The sequence below is a fragment of the Streptomyces sp. CC224B genome (genome assembly GCF_030010595.1).
Lineage (GTDB): Bacteria > Actinomycetota > Actinomycetes > Streptomycetales > Streptomycetaceae > Streptomyces > Streptomyces longispororuber.
The window spans coordinates 11892-34630 of record NZ_JASCXL010000025.1 but is presented as its reverse complement, the minus strand read 5'-3'; the positions used below and the strand labels follow the sequence as shown (position 1 = coordinate 34630).

At 73.9% G+C, this 22739-nt stretch carries 14 protein-coding genes and 2 pseudogenes; 9 read left to right on the top strand and 7 right to left on the bottom strand.

Annotation, left to right across the window (positions count from 1 at the left end):
• The 5 genes from QK440_RS12675 (at position 1) to lgt (ending at position 4496) form a co-directional block, all read left to right on the top strand.
• Entirely contained in the window at positions 1 to 156 is a 156-nt protein-coding gene (locus QK440_RS12675; RefSeq protein WP_282793161.1) for a hypothetical protein, read from the top strand.
• A gap of 222 nt (positions 157 to 378) precedes the next feature.
• Positions 379 to 1662: a tryptophan synthase subunit beta gene (gene trpB, locus QK440_RS12670; RefSeq protein ID WP_282793160.1), complete on the top strand. Its 1284-nt coding sequence runs from the start codon at positions 379 to 381 to the stop codon at positions 1660 to 1662.
• Positions 1659 to 2504, top strand: a complete 846-nt coding sequence (gene trpA / locus QK440_RS12665) for a tryptophan synthase subunit alpha (RefSeq protein WP_282793159.1) — start codon at positions 1659 to 1661, stop codon at positions 2502 to 2504. The genes trpB and trpA overlap by 4 nt, the downstream gene beginning before the upstream one ends.
• 63 nt (positions 2505 to 2567) lie before the next feature.
• A complete protein-coding gene (locus tag QK440_RS12660) occupies positions 2568 to 3350 on the top strand; it encodes a thioredoxin domain-containing protein (protein ID WP_282793158.1) in 783 nt (260 codons plus the stop codon).
• 111 nt (positions 3351 to 3461) lie between these two features.
• Entirely contained in the window at positions 3462 to 4496 is a 1035-nt protein-coding gene (gene lgt, locus QK440_RS12655; RefSeq protein ID WP_282793157.1) for a prolipoprotein diacylglyceryl transferase, read from the top strand.
• Between the two features lie 202 nt (positions 4497 to 4698).
• Here lgt and QK440_RS12650 read toward each other — a convergent pair whose 3' ends face one another.
• From QK440_RS12650 to QK440_RS12620, 7 genes and pseudogenes are all read right to left on the bottom strand, one after another.
• Positions 4699 to 5532, bottom strand: coding sequence for a CoA ester lyase (locus tag QK440_RS12650; protein WP_282793156.1), 834 nt, complete (start codon positions 5530 to 5532; stop codon positions 4699 to 4701).
• Positions 5529 to 6713, bottom strand: a complete 1185-nt coding sequence (locus tag QK440_RS12645) for a CoA transferase (protein WP_282793155.1) — start codon at positions 6711 to 6713, stop codon at positions 5529 to 5531. Before QK440_RS12645 ends, QK440_RS12650 begins: the two co-directional genes overlap by 4 nt.
• Positions 6710 to 7612 carry a ribokinase gene (gene rbsK, locus QK440_RS12640; RefSeq protein ID WP_282793154.1) on the bottom strand — a complete coding sequence of 301 codons (903 nt, stop codon included), beginning with the start codon at positions 7610 to 7612 and terminating at the stop codon, positions 6710 to 6712. The genes QK440_RS12645 and rbsK overlap by 4 nt, the downstream gene beginning before the upstream one ends.
• Positions 7609 to 9006, bottom strand: a complete 1398-nt coding sequence (locus QK440_RS12635; RefSeq protein ID WP_282793153.1) for an ADP-ribosylglycohydrolase family protein — start codon at positions 9004 to 9006, stop codon at positions 7609 to 7611. The genes rbsK and QK440_RS12635 overlap by 4 nt, the downstream gene beginning before the upstream one ends.
• Entirely contained in the window at positions 9006 to 10169 is a 1164-nt protein-coding gene (locus tag QK440_RS12630) for an ADP-ribosylglycohydrolase family protein (RefSeq protein WP_282793152.1), read from the bottom strand. Before QK440_RS12630 ends, QK440_RS12635 begins: the two co-directional genes overlap by 1 nt.
• 45 nt (positions 10170 to 10214) lie before the next feature.
• Positions 10215 to 11303, bottom strand: a pseudogene (locus tag QK440_RS12625) (ADP-ribosylglycohydrolase family protein); the annotation flags it as partial.
• A 360-nt stretch (positions 11304 to 11663) separates the two neighbouring features.
• Positions 11664 to 12425, bottom strand: a pseudogene (locus QK440_RS12620) (ADP-ribosylglycohydrolase family protein); the annotation flags it as partial.
• Positions 12426 to 12824: 399 nt separating this feature from the next.
• Here QK440_RS12620 and QK440_RS12615 point away from each other — a divergent pair.
• The 4 genes from QK440_RS12615 (at position 12825) to QK440_RS12600 (ending at position 22732) form a co-directional block, all read left to right on the top strand.
• The gene (locus QK440_RS12615; RefSeq protein ID WP_190134347.1) at positions 12825 to 13556 is read left to right on the top strand and encodes a VIT1/CCC1 transporter family protein; all 732 of its coding nucleotides are present in this window, start codon (positions 12825 to 12827) and stop codon (positions 13554 to 13556) included.
• A gap of 374 nt (positions 13557 to 13930) precedes the next feature.
• Positions 13931 to 18445, top strand: coding sequence for a glutamate synthase large subunit (gltB, locus tag QK440_RS12610; RefSeq protein WP_282793205.1), 4515 nt, complete (start codon positions 13931 to 13933; stop codon positions 18443 to 18445).
• Positions 18438 to 19898, top strand: coding sequence for a glutamate synthase subunit beta (locus QK440_RS12605; protein WP_282793151.1), 1461 nt, complete (start codon positions 18438 to 18440; stop codon positions 19896 to 19898). The genes gltB and QK440_RS12605 overlap by 8 nt, the downstream gene beginning before the upstream one ends.
• 1565 nt (positions 19899 to 21463) lie before the next feature.
• Positions 21464 to 22732, top strand: coding sequence for a sugar ABC transporter substrate-binding protein (locus tag QK440_RS12600; RefSeq protein ID WP_282793150.1), 1269 nt, complete (start codon positions 21464 to 21466; stop codon positions 22730 to 22732).
• Positions 22733 to 22739: the final 7 nt, after the last annotated feature.

The window sequence follows — 22739 nt, the reverse complement described above, 5'->3', positions numbered from 1 at the left end:
GTGCCCCTCGCCGCCCGCCTCGCCCCCGGCTGCCGCCCCCGCGGCTGCCGGGCGCCCGCGCGGCGCGTGCACGGACGGCGGGTGCGCTACGTCATCGGGGACGAGCCCGGACAGGTCAACGGCATGCGATGGCGCCGGGGCGGCGCGCGCCCCTGACCCCGTCACGACCGGTCCCGCACGCCAGGACCGGTACGCCGGGGCGGCCCGCCGTCGCGGCCGGCTCTCCTGCTCCGCCGACCCCCGGCCGACCCCGGGGGCCGTACCCCGTGCACCCCTGGACCCAGGGCGGTGACGGGCGGGCGGACGGGGGGACCGCGGCGGTGCGCGGGCGCGCAGACGATGACCACGTTCGCCCGAGCAGACACACGAGGTGTCCAGATGCCCAGCGAGTTCTTCGTCCCCGACCCCGAGGGCCACACGCCCGACGCCAACGGCTACTTCGGCGCGTTCGGCGGCACGTTCATCCCGGAGGCCCTCGTCGCGGCCGTCGACGAGGTGGCCGTCGAGTACGAGAAGGCCAAGGCCGACCCCGCGTTCGCGCGCGAGCTCGACGACCTCCTGAAGCACTACACCGGACGGCCCAGCGCCCTCACCGAGGTGCCCCGGTTCGCCGCACACGCCGGGGGAGCCCGGGTCTTCCTCAAGCGGGAGGACCTCAACCACACCGGCTCCCACAAGATCAACAACGTGCTGGGGCAGGCCCTGCTCACCCGGCGCATGGGCAAGACCCGCGTCATCGCCGAGACCGGCGCGGGCCAGCACGGCGTGGCCACCGCCACCGCCTGCGCGCTCTTCGGCCTCGACTGCACCATCTACATGGGCGAGGTCGACACGCTGCGCCAGGCCCTCAACGTCGCCCGCATGCGCATGCTCGGCGCCGAGGTCATCGCCGTGAAGTCCGGCTCCCGCACGCTGAAGGACGCCATCAACGAGGCCTTCCGCGACTGGGTCGCCAACGTCGACCACACCCACTACCTGTTCGGGACCGTCGCCGGGCCGCACCCCTTCCCGGCCATGGTCCGCGACTTCCACCGCGTCATCGGCGTGGAGGCGCGGCGGCAGATCGTGGAGCGCGCCGGGCGGCTGCCCGACGCCGCCATCGCCTGCGTCGGCGGCGGCTCCAACGCCATCGGCCTCTTCCACGCCTTCATCCCGGACACCGGCGTCCGGCTCATCGGCTGCGAGCCCGCCGGGCACGGCGTGGAGACCGGCGAGCACGCCGCCACGCTCACCGCCGGCGAGCCCGGCATCCTGCACGGCTCCCGCTCCTACGTCCTCCAGGACGAGGAGGGGCAGATCACCGAGCCGTACTCCATCTCGGCCGGGCTCGACTACCCCGGCATCGGGCCCGAGCACGCCCACCTCAAGGACAGCGGCCGGGGCGAGTACCGCGCCGTCACCGACGACGCCGCCATGGAGGCCCTGCGCCTGCTGTCGCGCACCGAGGGCATCATCCCGGCCATCGAGAGCGCCCACGCGCTGGCCGGCGCCCTGGAGGTCGGCCGGGAGCTGGGCGAAGACGGCCTGCTCGTCGTCAACCTCTCCGGGCGCGGCGACAAGGACATGGACACGGCCGCCCGCTACTTCGGGCTGTACGACACCGACGCCGAGGTCGCCGAGGACGCCTCCGGCACCGCCGAGATCGAGGGGGACGCCAAGTGACCGCGACCGCAGCCACGGGCGGGCGGATCCGCCTGCTGACCGACACCATCGCCGCCGCCAGGGCCGAGGGCCGGGCCGCGCTCATCGCGTACCTGCCCGCGGGGTTCCCGACCGTCGACGGCGGCATCGAGGCCGTCAAGGCCGTCTTCGACGGCGGCGCCGATATCGTGGAGGTGGGCCTGCCGCACAGCGACCCCGTCCTCGACGGCCCCGTCATCCAGACCGCCGACGACATCGCCCTGCGCGGCGGCGTGAAGATCGCCGACGTGCTCCGCACGGTGCGCGAGGCCCACGCGGCCACCGGCAAGCCGGTGCTCGTCATGACGTACTGGAACCCCGTCGACCGCTACGGCGTGGAGCGGTTCACCGCCGAGCTCGCCGCGGCGGGCGGCGCGGGCTGCATCCTGCCCGACCTGCCCGTGCAGGAGTCCGCCCTGTGGCGCGAGCACGCGGCCAAGCACGACCTGGCCACCGTCTTCGTCGTCGCGCCGAGCAGCAAGGACGAGCGGCTCGCGACGATCACGGCGGCGGGCTCCGGCTTCGTGTACGCCGCCTCGCTGATGGGCGTCACCGGCACCCGCGCGTCCGTGGGCGCCCAGGCGCGGACCCTGGTGGAGCGCACCCGCGCCACCACCGACCTGCCGGTCTGCGTCGGCCTCGGCGTCTCCGACGCCGACCAGGCCGCCGAGGTCGCGAGCTTCGCCGACGGCGTCATCGTCGGTTCGGCGTTCGTCCGGCGGATGCTCGACGCGCCGGACGAGGCCGCGGGCCTGGACGCGGTGCGGACCCTCGCCGGCGAACTGGCGCGGGGCGTACGAACGGGCGCTGCGAACACGCGGTAGCTCGTACGGGTGGACCTGGACCGGGGAGGCGCGCTCGCACCTCCCCGGTTCGTTTGGTCCGGTATGAGCGAGAACAACCCTGACGGTAAGCGCACGGCCCGGGAACGCCTTGCAGTCGAGCGTGAGCGGCAGAAGGCGAGTGAGAGGCGGCGGCGGACGCTTCTGGTGAGCGCCGCCGTCGTCGGCGTGCTCGCCCTGGCCGCGGTCGGCGGCCTGCTGGCGGCGAACGCCGGGGACGACGACAAGAAGAAGGACACCTCGGGCCCGGTCGTCACCCCCGAGGGCGCCGCGGGCAAGGACGGCCTGGCGATCCGGGTCGGCGAGGACAGCGCCCGGTCCACCCTCACCGTCTGGGAGGACTTCCGCTGCCCGGCGTGCAAGCAGTTCGAGGACGCCTACCGCGCCACGGTCAACGACCTCACCAAGAAGGGCCAGCTCAAGGTCGACTACCACCTCGCGACCCTCATCGACGACAACATGGGCGGCTCCGGCTCCCTGCGCGCCGCCAACGCCGCCGCCTGCTCCCAGGACGCGGGCAAGTTCGCGCCGTACCACGACGTGCTGTTCCAGAACCAGCCCGAGGAGACCGACGACGTCTTTGCGGACCAGGACAAGCTGGTCGAGCTCGCGGGCAAGGTCGACGGCCTCGACGGCGCCGCCTTCGAGAAGTGCGTGCGCGACGGCACGCACAACAGCTGGGTCGCCAAGTCCGACAAGGCCTTCGAGGCCGCCAAGCTGCGCGGCACCCCGACGGTCCTGCTCGACGGCAAGGACATCTTCGCGGACCAGAAGAACCCGCTGACGCCCGCCAAGCTCAAGGCCGCCGTGGAGAAGGCGAACGGCTGACCGGGTCCCGCGCGGCGGGCGGATCTTGACCCGCCGCCGGGCCCCTGTTATGGACCCGTTGCGGGGTTGGTTGCCGTCGCCCCGGCCCGGCAGGGTAGCGTCGACCCTGCCATGGAACTTGCCTACATCCCCAGCCCCTCGCGCGGAGCCATCGAGCTCGGCTCGTTTCCGCTGCGCGGCTACGCGTTGTGCATCATCGCCGGTGTGTTCGTCGCCGTGTGGCTCGGCAACAAGCGCTGGATCGCGCGCGGCGGCCGGCCCGGCACGGTGGCCGACATCTCCGTGTGGGCGGTGCCGTTCGGCCTGGTCGGCGGCCGCCTCTACCACGTCATCACGGACTACCAGCTCTACTTCGGTGACGGCCGTGACTGGGTGGACGCCTTCAAGATCTGGGAGGGCGGGCTCGGCATCTGGGGGGCCATCGCCTTCGGCGCGGTCGGCGCCTGGATCGGCTGCCGCCGGCGCGGCATCCCGCTGCCCGCCTGGGCTGACGCGCTGGCGCCGGGCATCGCCCTGGCCCAGGCGATCGGCCGCTGGGGCAACTGGTTCAACCAGGAGCTGTACGGCAGGGAGACCGACGTCCCCTGGGCGCTGAAGATCACCAGCTCCGACGACGGCCGCATCCCCGGCACGTACCACCCGACGTTCCTGTACGAGTCGCTGTGGTGCCTCGGCGTCGCGGCCCTCGTCATCTGGGCGGACCGGCGCTTCAGGCTGGGCCACGGGCGGGCCTTCGCGCTGTACGTCGCCTCGTACTGTGTCGGGCGCTTCTGGATCGAGTACATGCGCGTCGACGACGCGCACGAGTTCCTCGGTCTGCGGCTGAACAACTGGACGGCGCTCGCGGTCCTCGTGCTCGCGGTGGTCTACCTGGTGCTCTCGGCGCGGACGCGGCCGGGGCGCGAGGAGGTCGTCGAGCCTGTTCCTGGCGGGGGCGCCCTCAGCGGTGACGGGGGTGGGGCCGAGGGTGGGCCCTCGGACGGCTCCGCCGGGAAGAAGGCCTCGCTGGAGAAGGACGCCTCGGCCGGTGAGGACGCTGTGCCTGGCGAGGGTGTGGTTTCTGGCGAGGGTGCCCCCGCCGGGGAAGGCACCTCGCTGGAGAAGGCCGCTTCCGATGGTGGGGCGGAGTCCGCGTCCAAGGGCTGAGGCGGGTTCGGCACCGCCGGGGTCGTCGTCCTGCGGTTGCTCGCCGTCGCGGCGGAGATGAGCGCAGGGCGGTCGCGGGGAGTGGCGGTCGTTGAGGGGTGTGGCGGCCGGGGTCGTCGCGTCGTGGTTGCTCGCCGTCGCGGCGGGAAGAAAGCCCGGCCCGCGGGTAGGCGGTGTTCCAGCCTGCCGGGGGAAGTGCGTACTACAGCGCCCGGCGGGACAGTGCCAGTGTTCTGTGGGCCTCCTCCACCACCGCCCGGTCCACGAAGCGGCCGTCGGCGAGGGCTTGTGCGCCCTGGTGCCTGGCCGCCGCCTCGATGACCGCCTGCGCCTGTTCGACCTCCTGCGGGGTCGGCAGGTAGGCGCGCTCGATCACCGGCAACTGCCGCGGGTGGATGGCCGCGCGGCCCAGGAAGCCCAGGGCCCGGCCGCGGGCGCAGGAGGCGGCCAGGCCGTCGGTGTCGCGGACGTCGGGGTGGACCGACTGCGCGGGCGGCGGCAGCCCGGCCGCCCGGGCCGCCACGACCACCCGCGAGCGGCACCAGTCGAGGCCCGTCTCGTCCCGGACGCCGAGGTCGGCACGGAGGTCGGCCTCGCCGAGGGACAGACCGCGCAGCGCCGGGTGGGCGGTCGCGACGGCGAAGGCCCGCTCCACGCCGAGGGCCGATTCGAGCAGCGCGTACAGGGCGGGCGCCCCGCCCTCGCGGGGAGCGGCCCGCTCGGCGGTGCGGACCACGTCCGCCGGTGAGGTGACCTTGGGCAGCCGCAGCCCGGCGAGACCGGGGAGCGGGGCCAGCGCCTCCAGGTCGGCGTCGGACAGGGACGTGCCGAGGGCGTTCACGCGGACGTGGACCGGCACCGGCCGCGGCTCGGCGAGCAGCTCGGCGGTGGCCGCGCGGGCGTACGCCTTGCGGTCGGGCGCCACCGCGTCCTCCAGGTCCACGATCACCACGTCCGCCCCCGCCACCAGCGCCTTCGCCACCACATCAGGGCGGTCGCCGGGAACGTACAGCCAGGTCAGCGGGCACGGTCTCATACGGCGCCCGCCGTGCGCAGCGCGTCGATCTCGGCGTCCGTCAGGCCGATGCCGGTGAGGATCTCGTCGGTGTCGGCGCCGTGCGGGCGGCCCGCCCAGCGGATCGCGCCGGGCGTCTCGGAGAGGCGGAACAGGACGTTCTGCATGCGCAGCGGGCCCAGCTCGGGGTCGGGGACCGTGGTGATCGTGTCCAGGGCCCTGTACTGCGGGTCCGCCATGACGTCCACCACGTCCTGCACCGGGGCCACCGCCGCCTCCGCCTTCTCGAAGGCCTCGACGACCTCGGCGCGGGTGCGGCGCCCGATCCAGGCGCCGACCGCCTCGTCCAGGACGTCGGCGTGCGCCGCGCGCCCGCCGCCGGTGGCGAACCAGGGCTCGGCGGTCAGCTCCGGGCGGCCGACCAGGCGCATGACGCGCTCCGCGACCGACTGGGCCGACGTGGACACGGCGACCCAGCGGCCGTCGGCCGTGCGGTAGGTGTTGCGGGGCGCGTTGTTCGTGGAGCGGTTGCCGGTACGCGGCTGTACGTGGCCCAGCTGGTCGTACCAGAGGGGCTGGGGGCCGAGGACCGTGAGGATCGGTTCGATGATGGCCATGTCGACGACCTGGCCCCGGCCGGTGCGGTCGCGCGCCGCGAGCGCCGTGAGGACCGCGTACGCCGTGGTCAGGCCCGCGATGGAGTCCGCGAGCCCGAAGGGCGGCAGCGTGGGCGGTCCGTCGGGCTCGCCGGTCACCGCCGCGAAGCCGCTCATCGCCTCGGCGAGCGTGCCGAAGCCGGGGCGGCGGGCGTACGGCCCGAACTGGCCGAAGCCCGTGACGCGGGCCAGGACCAGGCGCGGGTTGGCGGCGCTCAGCTCGTCCCAGCCGAGGTCCCACTTCTCCAGGGTGCCGGGGCGGAAGTTCTCGACGATCACGTCCGTGTCGGCGGCCAGGCGCAGCAGGGTGGTCCGGCCGCCGGGCGTGGACAGGTCCAGCGTCATGGTGCGCTTGTTGCGGCCGAGCAGCTTCCACCACAGGCCGACGCCGTCCTTGGCGGGGCCGTGGCCGCGGGACGGGTCGGGGCGCCGGGGGTGCTCGACCTTGACGACGTCCGCGCCGAAGTCGCCGAGCAGGGTGGCGGCGAGGGGGCCCGCGAAGAGGGTGGCGAGGTCCAGGACGCGCAGCCCCTCCAGCGGCCTCACGCGCGGGCCCCCGCTTCGGCGTCGATCTCCGTGCGGTACGGCATGGAGGACGCCGCGCCGGGCCGCCCCACGGAGAGGGCGGCGGCCGAGGACGCCCAGGCCAGCGCGGACGGCAGGGGGCGGCCCTCGCCGAGGGCCGTCGCGAGCGCGCCGACGAACGTGTCGCCCGCGCCCGTGGTGTCCACGGCCGTGACCCGGGGCGCGGGCACGGTGACCGGCTCGGCGCCGCGCGTCGCGTACAGGCTGCCCTCGGCGCCGAGGGTGATGACCACGTCGGGCACCTGGTCGAGGAGCTTGTGGGCCGCGGTGCGCGGGTCGGCGGCGCCGGTGAGGGCGGCCGCCTCGTGCGCGTTGGGCACCAACAGGTCGACGGCGGCGAGGAGTTCGGGGGGCAGGGGCTGGGCGGGCGCCGGGGTGAGGACGGTGCGTACACCGTGGTCGCGGGCGTGCCGGGCGGCGGCGAGGACGCCGTCGAGGGGGGTCTCCAGTTGCAGGAGGAGCAGGTCGGCGCAGGTGATGAGGGCCTCGTCGCCGTGGGTCAGGCCGGTCAGGGCGGCGTTCGCGCCGGGCACGGCGACGATCGCGGTGCCGCCCTCGTCGTCGACGACGATGTGCGCGGTGCCGCTCGCGCCCTCCACGGTGCGCAGCAGATCGGTGTCCACGCCGGAGTGCTCGAGTGCGGAGCGGAGCCGCGTGCCGAAGCCGTCGGTGCCGACGGCGCCGATCATCGAGACGGTGGCGCCCGCGCGGGCGGCGGCGACGGCCTGGTCGGCGCCCCTGCCGCCGGGGAAGGCGCGGAACTCGCGGCCGGTGACGGTCTCGCCGGGCCGCGGCGCCCGCGGCACGTACGCGACCAGGTCCATGGTGGTGCTGCCCATGACGACGATGTGGGGGGTCATCGGCGAGGTGCCTCCTGCGGTGGGTGGTGGTACGTCAGCTCGGTGGTGAGGTCCGCCAGTTCGTCGAAGCCGATGCCGTCGAAGGTGGCGACGGACGTGGCGAGGCGGTTCTTCAGCGGTGCCGTCCAGCGGGCCGGGAGGGCGTCCGGGTGGCCGGCCAGCAGGCCCGCGATCGAACCGGCCGTCGCGCCGTTGGAGTCCGTGTCCCAGCCGCCGGCGACCACGCGGGTGATCGAGCCGGTGAAGTCGCCGTCGGCGTGCGTGAGGGCGGCCGCGAGCAGGGCCGCGTTGGGCACGACGTGCACCCAGTGGTGACCGCCGTACGCGGCGTGCAGCCGGTCGGCCACGGTGTCGAAGTCGCGGGTCGTACGGGCGAGACGGATGCCGTGCCGGACGGCTCGCGCCAGCCGCGAGTCGGTCGGCACCACGGTCAGGCCGGTGGCCAGGCAGTGGTGGACGTCGCCGCCGCCGGCCGCGGCCTCCGCGATCGTGGCCGCCGCGAACATCGCGCCGTACACGCCGTTGCCGGTGTGAGTCAGACAGGCGTCCCTGCGGGCCTGCGCGGCCGCCGCCGCGGGGTCGCCGGGGTTCGTCCAGCCGTGGACGTCGGCGCGGATCAGGGCGCCGATCCACTCGCGGAACGGGTTGCGGTGGCGGGCCGAGCGGTGCGGGGCGACGCCGTTGAGGAGGTTGCGGTACGCGACCCGCTCGGCGGTGAACGTACGGGCCGCGGGCAGTTCCTCCAGCCAGAGGGCGGCGACGTCCGCGGTGGTGAAGGAGGGGCCGTGGCGTTGCAGCAACAGCAGGTTGAGCAGGGGGTAGTTGAGGTCGTCGTCCTCCGGCATGCCGTCGATGTTCTCGGCGAGCGACGTGGCGGCCGAGCGGCGGTTCCAGGGGTAGGCCTGCGCCAGGGCCGGGGGGAGGCCCTCGGCGCTGAACCAGGTCCGCAGGGGCCAGTTGCCGGTGGCCCGGGCGAGGGCGCGGATGCCGCGCAGGGGGAGCTTCTCCACGGGCTTGCCGAGGAGGCAGCCCGCGGCGCGTCCCAGCCAGGCGGCGTGGACGCGGGGGCGGTGGCCTGCCGGGGGCTCCCCACGCCCGCCCCTTCCCGAAACCGGGGGCTTTGCCCCCGGGCCCCCTTCATCGGCGCTCCACGCCTCGTCCTCGAACACCGGACGGGCTGGAACACCCTCGTCGAGCTCGTCCAGGAGGTGTTCGGCCAGGGCGCGGAGGCGAGGTGGCGCCGGGGTCGGGGAGGCGCCTGTGCGCGGGGGGTCGGGCGGGCCGCCCGCGGCCAGCCAGCGGGCTCGTACCGCGGTGACGTCCCGGCCCTCCTGCTCGGCCTGGTGGAGTTCGTGGGCGAGGAGGTCCTCGGGCTGGAGCCAGGTCAGGCGCATCACGCGGGTCCGTCCGTCAGGGCCGTGAAGGCCCGCTCGTGGGCGCGGCGGCGGGCCCGGTCCGCGGCGAAGACCTCCTCGGCCACCGCGGTCAGGGCGCGGGCCGGGGCGTGCAGGTCCAGGCGGCTGGCCTCGGCCACCCGCTTCGCCCAGTCGGGCGGGACGGCGGCCGCACCGCCAAGCGCGCCCGCGATCGCGCCGCTCATCGTGGCGATCGAGTCGCAGTCGCGGCCGTAGTTCACCGAACCGAGCACCGTGGCGCGGTAGTCGCCGTCGCCGACCAGCACCATGCCGAGCGCGACGGGGAGCTCCTCCACGGCGTGCAGCCGGGAGGGGCGGCGGGCGCCGAGGGACGGGGCGCGGTAGTCGGGGCCGACGGTGTCGAACGGGGCGACGGCGGCGCGCAGCGGCCGCAGCGCCGTCTCGAAGGTGCGGTGCCCGCCCGCCGCCTCGGCCACCGCCTCGATGGCCGCCCGCGTGCCGTCCTTCGCCAGGCGCAGGCACGTGTCGACCACGGACCGGGGGGTGGCGCCGGGCGCGCAGGCCGCCGCGACCGCCGCCGCGAAGACGCCCGCCGCCTCACGCCCGTACGACGACTGGTGCGCGCCCGCGACGTCCAGGGCCTCGGCGTACGCGGCCTCGGGGTGCCCGGCGTTGACCAGGCCGACCGGTGCCATGTACATCGCCGCGCCGCAGTTGACGATGTTGCCCGTGCCCGCCTCGCGCGGGTCGACGTGGCCGTGGTGCAACCGCGCCACGAGCCACTTCTCGGCGAGGAAGATCCGGTGCAGGGGCAGCGCCTCGGCCTCCAGCTCCGGGATCCAGCGGGGCGTCGTCATCAGGTCGGGGACCAGGTGGTCGGCGATCGCGTACGCGTCCAGGTGGTCGCGGACGGCGGTGTAGACGCGGACCAGCGCGTGCGTCATCAGGGTGTCGTCGGTGACGTGGCCGTCGCCCTTGTGGTACGGGGCGACGGGGCGGGCCGTGCGCCACGCGTCGCCGTGCCAGGGGCCGACGATGCCGTGGACGTGGCCGCCGTGGCGGTCGGTGATCTGCTCGGGGGAGTAGCCCTCCACGGGCCCGCCGAGCGCGTCGCCGACGGCCGCGCCGACGAGGCTGCCGGTGACGCGGTCCTCCAACGGCGTCCTGGGCGGTGCGTGCATGTCCGGTTCGCCCTCCTGGGGTCAGGTCGTTCGGGTCAGGTGTGCGGCGAGCTCCACCAGGTCGGTGCCCGCCAGGCGCGGCAGGGCGCAGCCGGAGAGGGTGCGGCAGGACGCGCGCCAGGTGTCGGGGAGCGCGGCGGCCGTGCCGAGCACGCCGGTGAGGGCGCCGGCGAGGGCGGGCGCGGAGTCCGCGACGCGCGACAGGCACGCGGCGGCGGGCACCGCCTCGCGCACCCGGCCGCGGGCCGCGGCCGCCAGGGCGAGGGCCACCGGGACGGTCTCGGCCGCCGCGATGCCGTAGCTGTAGACGTGGTCGACGATCTCGTGCTCCAGGAGCGGGACGAGCGCGAACGTGGCGTCGGGCGCGGGCGCGCAGGCACGGGCCAGCTTCACCGCGTGGCGGGCGTTGCGGCCGATCTCGGTGTGCTCGGGCAACTGGCCGAGGGCGGTGTCCACGGCGTCGTCGGGACCGGCCCCGCCGAGCGCGGCCGCGACCGCCGCGGCCATGGCGCGGGCCCCGTGCACGCCGTCGCCGTCCTGGGTGTAGCGGGCGTCGAACTCCGCGAGGGCGGCGGCGCGTTCGGGGTCGCCGGGGTGGACCAGGGCGAGGACGCAGGCGCGTACGCACGCGGCGTCGTCGAAGTAGTGCGGGTTGTCGTGGCCGGTGGCGGGCGGGGCGAGGCCGGCGGCCAGGTTGCCGAGGCCCGCGCGGACGGAGATCCGGGCGCGCAGGGGGAGGACAGCGGACTCCACCTCCGGCGCGCGGGCCGCGGCGGCGGCGATCTCGGCGGCCAGGGTGTGCCAGGACACGGCGAGGGCGGCGCGGGTGCGGCGGTCCCGGCCGAGGGCCGGGTCGAGGGTGCCGTCCGCGGCGGTCAGGACGGACTCGGCGGTGAAGGCGGCCCACTCGGCGTCGTCCGAGGGGCCGAGGCGCAGGGGTTCCGGGGGCTGGTTGAGGGCGATGGGGACGGGGAGGGTGGTGGTGGCGTTGTGCTCGGCGAAGGTGTCCAGCTCGCGGGTGAGGCGGCGGGTCCAGTCGGGCATGCGGGCCGCCCGGTGGCGGGCCGCGGGCCAGCCGGCGGCGTCGCCCGCGGCGAGGCCGAGCAGGAGCCCTTCGACCTGGGCCCGGTCCAGGCCTACAGGGCTGCGCCCCGGGGCGCTTGCTGGGCTCGGCCATGGTGCACCGTCGCTCGGCACCTCGGGCTGTGCCCACCCTTCCCCGAGCTCTCGGCTCCGTACGAGGGGAGGCCCCGTTCGCCCCGCGGGACGATGGCCCACAGCCAGGAGCGCTTCTGCGGGACGATGCGCCGCGGACGGGACCGGGACCTGTGCGCCTTCCCCGTCCGGTGTCAGCAGGTCCGCGATGTCCAGGACGTGGTGGCCTCTCATGGTGGGGAGGCAGGTGCCGCGGGCCGGGCCGAGGGGGCGGGTCCACTCCGGGGGGATCGCGGTGGCGCCGCAGGTGGCGCCGGCCAGGGCGCCGGCCACCGCCGCCGTGGTGTCGGCGTCGCGGCCCATGTTCACCGCCATGAGGACCGCCGTCGCGAAGTCGCCCCCGGCGGCCGCGTACGCGCCGAAGGCCAGCCCCACCGCCTCCGGCGCCAGGTCCGTCCAGGGGTAGCCGCCGACGACGACCGCCGAGCGGACCGCGCGCTCGCCCCGGTGCGCGGCGGCGACGGCCCGGCGCAGGGAGCGGGAGGTCCAGGAGTCGTACGGGACGACGGCGAGGGCGGCCGCGACCACCGTCGCCACGGGGGCCCCGGCCATCGCCGCCGCGACGCCCGCCGCGACGGCCTGGCCGCCGTAGATGCCCTCGCCGTCGTGGCTGACGGTGCCGTCGACCGCGACCAGGCGGGCCGCCTCGGCCGGGTGGCCCGCGGCGAAGACGCCGAACGGGGCGGCGCGCATGGCCAGGCCGTCGCTCCAGGCGTGCCGGTGCTGGGCCGAGATGGGTGCGGCCAGGCCGCGGCGGAGGTTCTCCAGGGTGCCGCGCTCGCTGAACCCCGCACCCCGGAACGGGCCTTCGTCCAGGTCGGCGATCCACTCGTGCCAGGCCGCCTCGACGTGGGAGACGGTGAGCGCCGACCCGTGGCGGGCGAGCAGCAGGCCCGAGAAGATCGCGTACTCGGTGTCGTCGGTGCCCGCGGGGTGCTCGACGACGTACCCGGTGATCCGGCCCCAACGGCGGCGGATCTCCGACGGCTTCAGGTTCTCCGCGGGCGCGCCGAGGGCGTCGCCGACGGCGAGGCCGAGCATCGCCCCGCGGGCCCGCTCGCGCGGGCCGCCCGCGCCGTCGGGCGCCGGGGCCGGGGGAACGCAGGCGACGGACGCCATGCCGTGCCTCCCATCGCGCCGACTGCCGTTCGCAGTGCCGTGGCTGTCCTGCACATCCCTGCCACGCCGCGCCACTCAGGTGAGCATGTGGTTGCTCAGTGTCACTCCGTTGGCATGGTCGCGAGCCCGTCGGGGCCGCCGCGGAACCCGGCGCGCGGGGCTTGCCGGGCCGTGCGCGGGCCCCGGCGCACCCGGCTTCCCGGGCCCTCGCCGCAGGTGCGTTTTCGCAGGTAAGTACGGCCTTCCTTGCTGGCGAGCGCGATTTTTCGCGCGTACTTTCGAGATCGCTACCGGGATTTCCGACCACCGAGGGGGCTCGCCATGGCGATCATCGAGACCGAGGCCGCGCTGCACGAGGCGCACCGCGACAACCACACGCACCGTGACGTGAACGGTGGCTGGCTGCGCCCGGCCGTCTTCGGGGCCATGGACGGACTCGTCTCCAACCTCGCCCTGATGACCGGTGTCGCGGGCGGCTCCGTGGCGCACCAGACCATCGTCATCACCGGGCTCGCCGGACTCGCGGCCGGCGCGTTCTCCATGGCCGCGGGCGAGTACACCTCCGTCGCCTCGCAGCGCGAGCTGGTCCAGGCCGAACTGGACATCGAACGCCGGGAGTTGCGCAAGCACCCCAAGGACGAGGAGCGGGAGCTGGCCGCCCTGTACGTGTCCCGCGGCGTCGAGCCCGCCCTGGCCCGGGAGGTGGCGCGGCAGCTCTCGGCGGACCCCGAGCAGGCCCTGGAGATCCACGCGCGCGAGGAGCTGGGCATCGACCCGGGCGACCTGCCCTCGCCGGCCGTGGCCGCGGTCTCCTCCTTCGGCTCGTTCGCGCTCGGCGCGCTGCTCCCCGTCGCGCCGTACCTGCTCGGCGCGAGCGCCCTGTGGCCCGCCGTGCTGCTCGCGCTGCTCGGCCTGTTCGCCTGCGGCGCGGTGGTCGCCAAGGTGACCGCGCGCTCGTGGTGGTTCAGCGGTCTGCGGCAGCTCGCGCTCGGCGGGGCCGCGGCGGGTGTGACGTACGCCCTGGGCAGCCTGTTCGGTACGGCCGTAGGATGACCCGTCGCAGGTATATGCGGCCCACCGCATAAGTAGCCGTAAAGCGGCGGTTTCGATTCCATGGCCGCCGGGCATGAGCCGTAAGCGCTGCGGGCGATGAGGCCTGTGACGCTTCGGACCGTCGGTCACGGACCTGCCCGTTCCGGTCCCCTCGCACCGCTCCCCACCCCTGAGCGATGTCCAGATACTGGAATGGAGTATCCGCTTTTCGAGAAGCGGCCCATCATGTAACCTGCACGAAATTTCGCCAGGGCCAACGTCGTCCCTCGCCGCCCGCGCCCCCAGAGCCTGGGAGGTGCCCCACCACGACGACGGGAGTGCCGATGCGTCTCGACGCCTGGTCGCCCATGGACGGTCGCCCCGCCCCGCAGGGCATGTACGACCCCCGCAACGAGCACGACGCCTGTGGTGTCGGCTTCGTGGCCACCCTCACCGGTGAGGCGAGCCATGAGCTCGTCGAGCAGGCGCTGACCGTACTGCGCAACCTCGAACACCGCGGCGCCACCGGCTCCGAGCCGGACTCCGGTGACGGCGCGGGCATCCTCCTCCAGGTCCCCGACGCCTTCCTGCGCGCGGCCGCCGGCTTCGAGCTGCCCGTCGCGGGCGGCTACGCCGTCGGCATCGCCTTCCTGCCGCCCACCGGCACGGACGAGGCCGTCTCACGCATCGAGACGCTCGCCGTCGAGGAGGGCCTCACCGTCCTCGGCTGGCGCGACGTGCCCGTCGCCCCGTCGCTGCTCGGCGCCACCGCCCGCGCCACGATGCCCGTCTTCCGCCAGCTGTTCGTCACCGACGGCACCAGCACCGGCCTGGATCTGGACCGCAAGGCGTTCGTGCTGCGCAAGCGCGCCGAGCACGAGGCCGCCACGTACTTCCCGTCCCTGTCGGCCCGCACCATCGTCTACAAGGGCATGCTGACCACCGGCCAGCTCGAGCCCTTCTTCCCGGACCTGTCCGACCGCCGCTTCGCCACCGCGATCGCGCTCGTCCACTCCCGCTTCTCGACGAACACGTTCCCGAGCTGGCCGCTCGCGCACCCCTACCGCTTCGTGGCCCACAACGGCGAGATCAACACCGTGCAGGGCAACCGCAACTGGATGCGCGCCCGCGAGTCGCAGCTCGTCAGCGACCTGTTCGGCAACGGCGAGCTGGAGCGGGTCTTCCCGGTGTGCACGCCCGGCGCCTCCGACTCCGCCTCCTTCGACGAGGTCCTGGAACTCCTGCACCTCGGCGGGCGCTCCCTGCCGCACAGCGTGCTCATGATGATCCCGGAGGCCTGGGAGAACCACGCCTCCATGGACCCGGCCCGGCGCGCCTTCTACCAGTACCACGCCACCATGATGGAGCCCTGGGACGGCCCCGCCTGCGTCACCTTCACCGACGGCACCCAGGTCGGCGCCGTCCTCGACCGCAACGGCCTGCGCCCCGGCCGCTACTGGGTCACCGACGACGGCCTCGTCGTCCTCGGCTCCGAGGTCGGCGTCCTCGACATCGACCCCGCCAAGGTCGTCCGCAAGGGCCGCCTCCAGCCCGGCCGGATGTTCCTCGTCGACACCGCCGAGCACCGCATCGTCGAGGACGACGAGATCAAGGCCGCCCTCGCCGCGGAGCACCCGTACGAGGACTGGCTCCGGGCCGGGATCATCGAGCTGAGCGACCTGCCCGAGCGCGAGCACATCGTGCACACGCACGCCTCCGTCACCCGCCGCCAGCAGACCTTCGGCTACACCGAGGAGGAGCTGCGCATCCTGCTCGCGCCGATGGCCAGGACCGGCGCCGAGCCGATCGGCTCCATGGGCACGGACACGCCCATCGCCGCCCTCTCGGAGCGGCCGCGGCTCATCTTCGACTACTTCACCCAGCTCTTCGCGCAGGTCACCAACCCGCCGCTGGACGCCATCCGCGAAGAGCTGGTGACGAGCCTGCGCTCCTCGCTCGGCCCCCAGGGCAACCTCCTGGAGCCGACCGCGGCCTCCTGCCGCTCCGTGACGCTGCCCTTCCCGGTCATCGACAACGACGAGCTGGCCAAGCTCATCCACATCAACGCCGACGGCGACATGCCCGGCATGAAGGCCGCCACGCTCTCCGGCCTGTACCGCGTGCACGGCGGCGGCGACGCCCTCGCCGCCCGGATCGAGGAGATCTGCGCCGAGGCCGACGCCGCCATCGAGGCCGGGGCCCGCCTGATCGTCCTCTCCGACCGGCACTCCGACGCCGAGCACGCGCCGATCCCCTCGCTGCTGCTCACCGCGGCCGTCCACCACCACCTCATCCGCACCAAGCAGCGCACCCAGGTCGGCCTGCTCGTCGAGGCCGGCGACGTGCGCGAGGTCCACCACGTCGCGCTGCTCATCGGCTACGGCGCCGCCGCCGTCAACCCGTACCTGGCCATGGAGTCCGTCGAGGACCTGGTCCGCGCGGGCACCTTCCTCCAGGCCACCGACGGCGGGGCCGAGCAGGCCATCCGCAACCTCATCCACGCCCTCGGCAAGGGCGTGCTCAAGGTGATGTCCAAGATGGGCATCTCCACCGTCGCCTCCTACCGCGGCGCCCAGGTCTTCGAGGCCGTCGGCCTGGAGCAGTCCTTCGTCGAGAAGTACTTCAACGGCACCGCATCCAAGATCGGCGGCGTCGGCATCGACGTCGTCGCCCAGGAGGTCGCCGCCCGCCACGCCAAGGCCTACCCCGCCTCGGGCGTGCCCTCCGCGCACCGCGCGCTGGACATCGGCGGCGAGTACCAGTGGCGCCGCGAGGGCGAGCCGCACCTGTTCGACCCCGAGACGGTCTTCCGCCTCCAGCACTCCACCCGCACCCGCCGCTACGACATCTTCAAGCAGTACACGAGCCGCGTGAACGAGCAGTCCGAGCGGCTGATGACCCTGCGCGGCCTCTTCGGCTTCAAGAGCGACCGCCCGTCCATCCCCGTGGACGAGGTCGAGCCGGTCTCCGCGATCGTCAAGCGCTTCTCCACCGGCGCCATGTCGTACGGCTCCATCTCCCGCGAGGCGCACGAGACGCTCGCCATCGCCATGAACCAGCTCGGCGGCAAGTCCAACACCGGCGAGGGCGGCGAGGACGCCGAGCGCCTCTACGACCCGGCGCGGCGCTCCTCGATCAAGCAGGTCGCCTCCGGCCGCTTCGGCGTCACCTCCGAGTACCTGGTCAACGCCGACGACATCCAGATCAAGATGGCCCAGGGCGCCAAGCCCGGCGAGGGCGGCCAGCTCCCCGGCCACAAGGTCTACCCGTGGGTGGCCAAGACCCGGCACTCCACGCCCGGCGTGGGCCTCATCTCGCCGCCGCCGCACCACGACATCTACTCCATCGAGGACCTCGCCCAGCTCATCCACGACCTGAAGAACGCCAACCCGCGGGCCCGCATCCACGTGAAGCTGGTCTCCGAGGTCGGCGTCGGCACGGTCGCCGCGGGCGTCTCCAAGGCCCACGCGGACGTCGTCCTCATCTCCGGCCACGACGGCGGCACCGGCGCCTCCCCGCTCACCTCGCTCAAGCACGCCGGCGGACCCTGGGAGCTCGGCCTCGCCGAGACCCAGCAGACCCTGCTCCTCAACGGCCTGCGCGACCGCATCGTCGTCCAGACCGACGGCCAGCTCAAGACCGGCCGCGACGTGGTGATCGCCGCGCTCCTCGGCGCCGAGGAGTTCGGCTTCGCCACCGCGCCGCTCGTCGTCTCCGGCTGCGTCATGATGCGCGTCTGCCACCTGGACACCTGCCCGGTCGGCATCGCCACGCAGAACCCGGTCCTGCGCGAACGCTTCAACGGCAAGGCCGAGTTCGTCGTCAACTTCTTCGAGTTCATCGCCGAGGAGGTCCGCGAGCTCCTCGCCGATCTCGGCTTCCGCACCCTGGAGGAGGCCGTCGGCCACGCCGAGCTCCTCGACACCAGCCGGGCCGTCACCCACTGGAAGGCCCAGGGCCTCGACCTGGAGCCGCTGCTGCACGTCCCGGACCTGCCCGAGGGCGCCGTGCGCCACCAGCTCACCGCCCAGGACCACGGCCTGGAGAAGGCGCTCGACAACGAGCTGATCCGGCTCGCCGCCGACGCGCTGTCCGCGTCCGGCGTGAGCGACGCCCAGCCCGTCCGCGCCCAGGTCCCCATCCGCAACATCAACCGCACCGTCGGCACCATGCTCGGCCACGAGGTGACCAAGAAGTTCGGCGGCGCCGGCCTGCCCGACGACACCATCGACATCACCTTCACCGGCTCCGCGGGCCAGTCCTTCGGCGCGTTCGTGCCGCGCGGCATCACGCTGCGCCTGGAGGGCGACGCCAACGACTACGTCGGCAAGGGCCTGTCCGGCGGCCGGATCATCGTCCGCCCGGACCGGGGCGCCGACCACCTCGCCGAGTACTCCACCATCGCGGGCAACACCATCGCGTACGGCGCGACCGGCGGCGAGCTGTTCCTGCGCGGCCGCACCGGCGAGCGGTTCTGCGTGCGCAACTCCGGCGCCACCGTGGTCGCCGAGGGCGTGGGCGACCACGGCTGCGAGTACATGACCGGCGGCCACGCCGTCGTCCTCGGCGCGACCGGCCGCAACTTCGCGGCCGGCATGTCCGGCGGCGTCGCGTACGTCGTCGACCTCGACCGCGACCACGTCAACGCCGGGAACCTCACGGCGATCGAGGAGCTCACCGACTCCGACAAGCGCTGGCTGCACGACGTCGTGCGCCGCCACCAGGAGGAGACGGGATCGACCGTCGCCGCGAAGCTGCTCGCGGACTGGGAGACCTCCGTGACCCGCTTCAGCAAGATCATCCCCAGCACGTACAAGGCAGTGCTCGCCGCCAAGGACGCCGCCGAGCGAGCCGGGCTCTCCGAGTCCGAGATCACCGAGAAGATGATGGAGGCGGCGACCAATGGCTGATCCCAAGGGCTTTCTCACGCACGGCCGCGAGGTCGCCGAGACCCGCCCGGTCGCGGAGCGGGTGCGCGACTGGAACGAGGTCTACGTCCCCGGCTCCCTGCTCCCGATCATCTCCAAGCAGGCCTCGCGCTGCATGGACTGCGGCATCCCGTTCTGCCACAACGGCTGTCCGCTCGGGAACCTGATCCCGGAGTGGAACGACTACGCGTACCGCGAGGACTGGTCGGCGGCGCAGGAGCGGCTGCACGCCACCAACAACTTCCCGGAGTTCACCGGGCGGCTGTGCCCGGCCCCCTGCGAGTCGGCGTGCGTGCTCGGCATCAACCAGCCGCCCGTGACCATCAAGAACGTCGAGGTCTCCATCATCGACAAGGCCTGGGAGACCGGGGACGTGGCCCCGCAGGCCCCCGAGCGCCTCTCCGGCAAGACCGTCGCGGTCATCGGCTCCGGCCCCGCGGGCCTGGCCGCCGCCCAGCAGCTCACCCGGGCGGGCCACACGGTGGCGGTGTACGAGCGCGCCGACCGCATCGGCGGCCTGCTGCGCTACGGCATCCCCGAGTTCAAGATGGAGAAGCGGCACATCAACCGGCGCATCGAGCAGATGCGCGCGGAGGGCACCAAGTTCCGTACGGGGGTGGAGATCGGCCGCGACATCGACGCGGCGAAGCTGCGCAAGCGCTACGACGCCGTGGTCATCGCGGCGGGCGCCACCACGGCCCGCGACCTGCCCGTGCCCGGCCGCGAGCTCAAGGGCGTCTACCAGGCGATGGAGTACCTCCCCCTGGCCAACAAGGTCCAGGAGGGCGACTACGTCACCACGCCCGTCTCCGCCGAGGGCAAGCACGTCGTCGTCATCGGCGGCGGCGACACGGGCGCGGACTGCGTGGGCACGGCCCACCGCCAGGGCGCGGCCTCGGTCACGCAGCTGGAGATCATGCCCCGGCCGGGCGAGGAGCGGGCGCCGCACCAGCCGTGGCCGACGTTCCCGATGCTGTACAAGGTCACCTCCGCGCACGAGGAGGGCGGCGAGCGCGTCTACTCCGTCTCGACGACCCACTTCGAGGGCGACGAGGACGGCAACGTGCAGTGGCTGCACCTCGTCGAGGTCGCCTTCGTCGACGGCAAGCTCACCCAGAAGCCGGGCACGGAGCGCCGCATCCCGGCGCAGCTCGTCACCCTCGCCATGGGCTTCACCGGCACGGACCGGGAGAACGGCCTCGTCGACCAGTTCGGCCTCGACCTGGACGAGCGCGGCAACATCGCCCGCGACGCCGACTTCCAGACCAACGTCCCCGGCGTCTTCGTCGCGGGCGACGCCGGCCGCGGCCAGTCCCTCATCGTCTGGGCCATCGCCGAGGGCCGCTCGGCCGCACGCGGCGTCGACCGCTACCTCACCGGCGCCAGCGACCTCCCCGCCCCCATCCGCCCCACGGACCGGGCCCTGACGGTCTGAACCGTCCCGTCCCGTCCCTGTCCCCCTGATCGTCCCCCCTGGCTGTCTCCCTGACTGCCCCCTGGCTGTCCCGTACAACGGCGTACGGAACTGAGCGCGGCGCCTGCCGAGTCCCCGACCGGATTCACGGCAGGCGCCGCGTGTTTGTACGCACGGGGCGCTGGGCCTGGGCGGGTTGTGCTGCTGGCTTGGGCTGGGCCGGGGCGCGGCGGCTCGGGCTGGGCCGGGGTGCGTCGACTCGGGCTGGGCCTGCCCGCGCCGGGCCGGTCCTCCCGCCCTGGGGGGAGTCCCGCTGCCCGGGGGAGCCGTCTCCCGCGCTCCCGGGCCCCGCTCCACCTGACCGGGCGCTCCCACCCACCCACCCGCACCCGGCGCTGGTCCCGCCGACTCGGGCACCGCGGGCGTGGCTTACGCGCGCTGGACAGCGGGGAAACACTGACCTTTCGGGACGCGCGCCCGCGGTGGGCCGGTCCCACCCACCCGCCCCACCTGGCGGTTGCCCTGATGCCCGGGGCAGCCCGCCCCCGTGCCCGCGCACCCCGGTGCTCCCGCGGCCCACCGCACGCGACCGGGCGCTCCCGCCCACCCGCCCCCGCCCGGCGTTGGTTCCGCCAGCTCGGACACCTGGAGCGTGGCCCGTACGCGCTGAGCAGCGGAGACCCCACTCACCCCGCAGGGCGTCGGCCCGGGGTGGGGAATGCAGGGCTGGTCCTCGGGCTGCGTTGCGTGTGACGGGGCGGCCCACCCACCCGTCCCCCCGCCAACCGGGGCACCGCGGGCACGGCCTGTGCGCACGTACCTGTCCCGGGCTTCTCGGCCGGGGCGGCACAGTGTTCCGCCCTCAGGGGCAGAGCGCGTGCACCCGAGGTTCCCCCTGCCGACAGGGCGAGCACCTGGAGCAGCCGGGCCGGGCCGAGGCCGCACGTGACGGCTGGGACGGACTGTCGGAAGCAGGGAAGTCATGGGCAGGCGGGGGAGAGCACGTATCGACGGCGGGTGAGCGCTCTGCGTCGGGGCCGGGGGTGCGGAAGCCGGGGTGTGACGGGTGGGCGGGTGGGTGAGGAAATGCGATGACGGCGGGTGAGCGCTCTGCGTCGGGGCCGGGGGTGCGAAGGCCGGGGTGTGACGGGTGGGCGGGTGGGTGAAGAAACGCGACGACGGCGGGTCAGCGCTCCGCGTCGGGGCCGGGCTGTCGGAAGCCGGGGAGCCACGGGTGGGCGGGTGGGAGAGAGGGGACACGACAACGGTGGGTAAGCGCTCCGCGCCGAACCCGAGGCCGCGAAGCCAGGGCGGCACGGGTGGGCGGGTGGGACAGAAGGCCCCCCTGCCACCCCCCACGTGTAGGGCAAACGGGTGGGACCACGGAGGCAATCCGCCGCGCAGCGGCGGCACGGGGAACCGCCGAAGCACAGCGATAGCGCCCCGCGCAACGGTCATTACGGTTCGGCCGCTTCCCCGAAAGGGTCTAGACCGCCCACACCCTGTGTGACCAGAATCGCTCCCACCATAGGAACCAGAAGGGGGCCGGCATGAAGCGACGTGTCATCGCGGCGGGTTGTATCGCCTTGACGCTCGGTCTGACCGCAACGGCGTGCGGCGATGACGGCGGCGACGGCGACAAGGGCGACAAGGCCGACGGCAAGGGCAAGACCCTCACCGTCTGGATCATGGAGGGGACCAACCCCGACCCCCGGCCCTTCTTCAAGGAGGTCGGCGCGGCCTTCGAGAAGAAGACCGGCGCCAAGATCAAGGTCGAGTACCAGCAGTGGGCCACGGCCCAGAAGAAGTTCACCACGGCGATCGAGGGCGGCCCCGACCAGGTCCCCGACGTCGCCGAGGTCGGCACCACCTGGGTCCCGCAGTTCGCCGAGACCGACGCCCTGATCGACGTGACCGACGACGTGAAGAAGGCGGACCTCGCCGGCGACCTCGTCGAGGGCCTGAAGGACGCCGGCACGCTGGAGGGCAAGCAGTACGGCATGCCGTGGTACGCGGGCGTGCGGTCCATCGTGTACCGCAAGGACGTCTTCGAGAAGCACGACCTGAAGCCGCCGACGACCTGGAAGGAGCTCCAGGAGACGGCGAAGAAGCTGAAGGAGAAGGAACCGGGCATGGTCGCCTTCCCGGTGGCGGGCGGCGCGGAGATGTTCGCGGCCCCCTTCGTCTGGGGCGCGGGCGGCGAACTCGCCACGCAGGACGGCGACACGTGGAAGTCCGCCATCAACTCGCCCGAGGCCGTGAAGGGCATCAAGTACTACACGGACCTCGCGACGAAGGACAAGGTGTCCCCGGCCAAGGTCAACACCTGGACGGAGAAGGAGGTCGGCGACGCCTGGAACAAGGGCCAGATCTCCATGGCGGTCGGCGGCAACTGGACCCCGAAGGCCATCACCGACGCCAACCCGAAGCTGAAGGGCAAGCTCGGCGCCGTGCCGATCCCCGGGGAGAAGGGCGGCATGAGCAAGTCCTTCCTCGGCGGCTCCTACCTGTCGGTGTTCGACACGGACAAGAAGGACCTCGGCTGGGAGCTGGTCAAGCTCATGACGACGGGTGAGTTCGCCGCGAAGTGGGCCAAGCAGACCAACTACTTCCCCGGCCAGAACTCCGAGCTGAAGAAGATCGAGCAGCAGAAGGACCCGCTGGTCGAGCCGTTCGCCAAGCAGATGCTGGAGGCCGGCGCGACCGTCCCGAAGACCAAGGCGTACGGCGAGATCCAGGCCTCCAAGGTCATCCCCCGTATGGTGCAGTCGATCCTCACCGGCAAGTCGTCCGTCCAGGAGGCCGCGGACCAGGCGGCGAAGGACATGGACGAGATCTTCGCCAAGGACAAGTAGTCAGAGA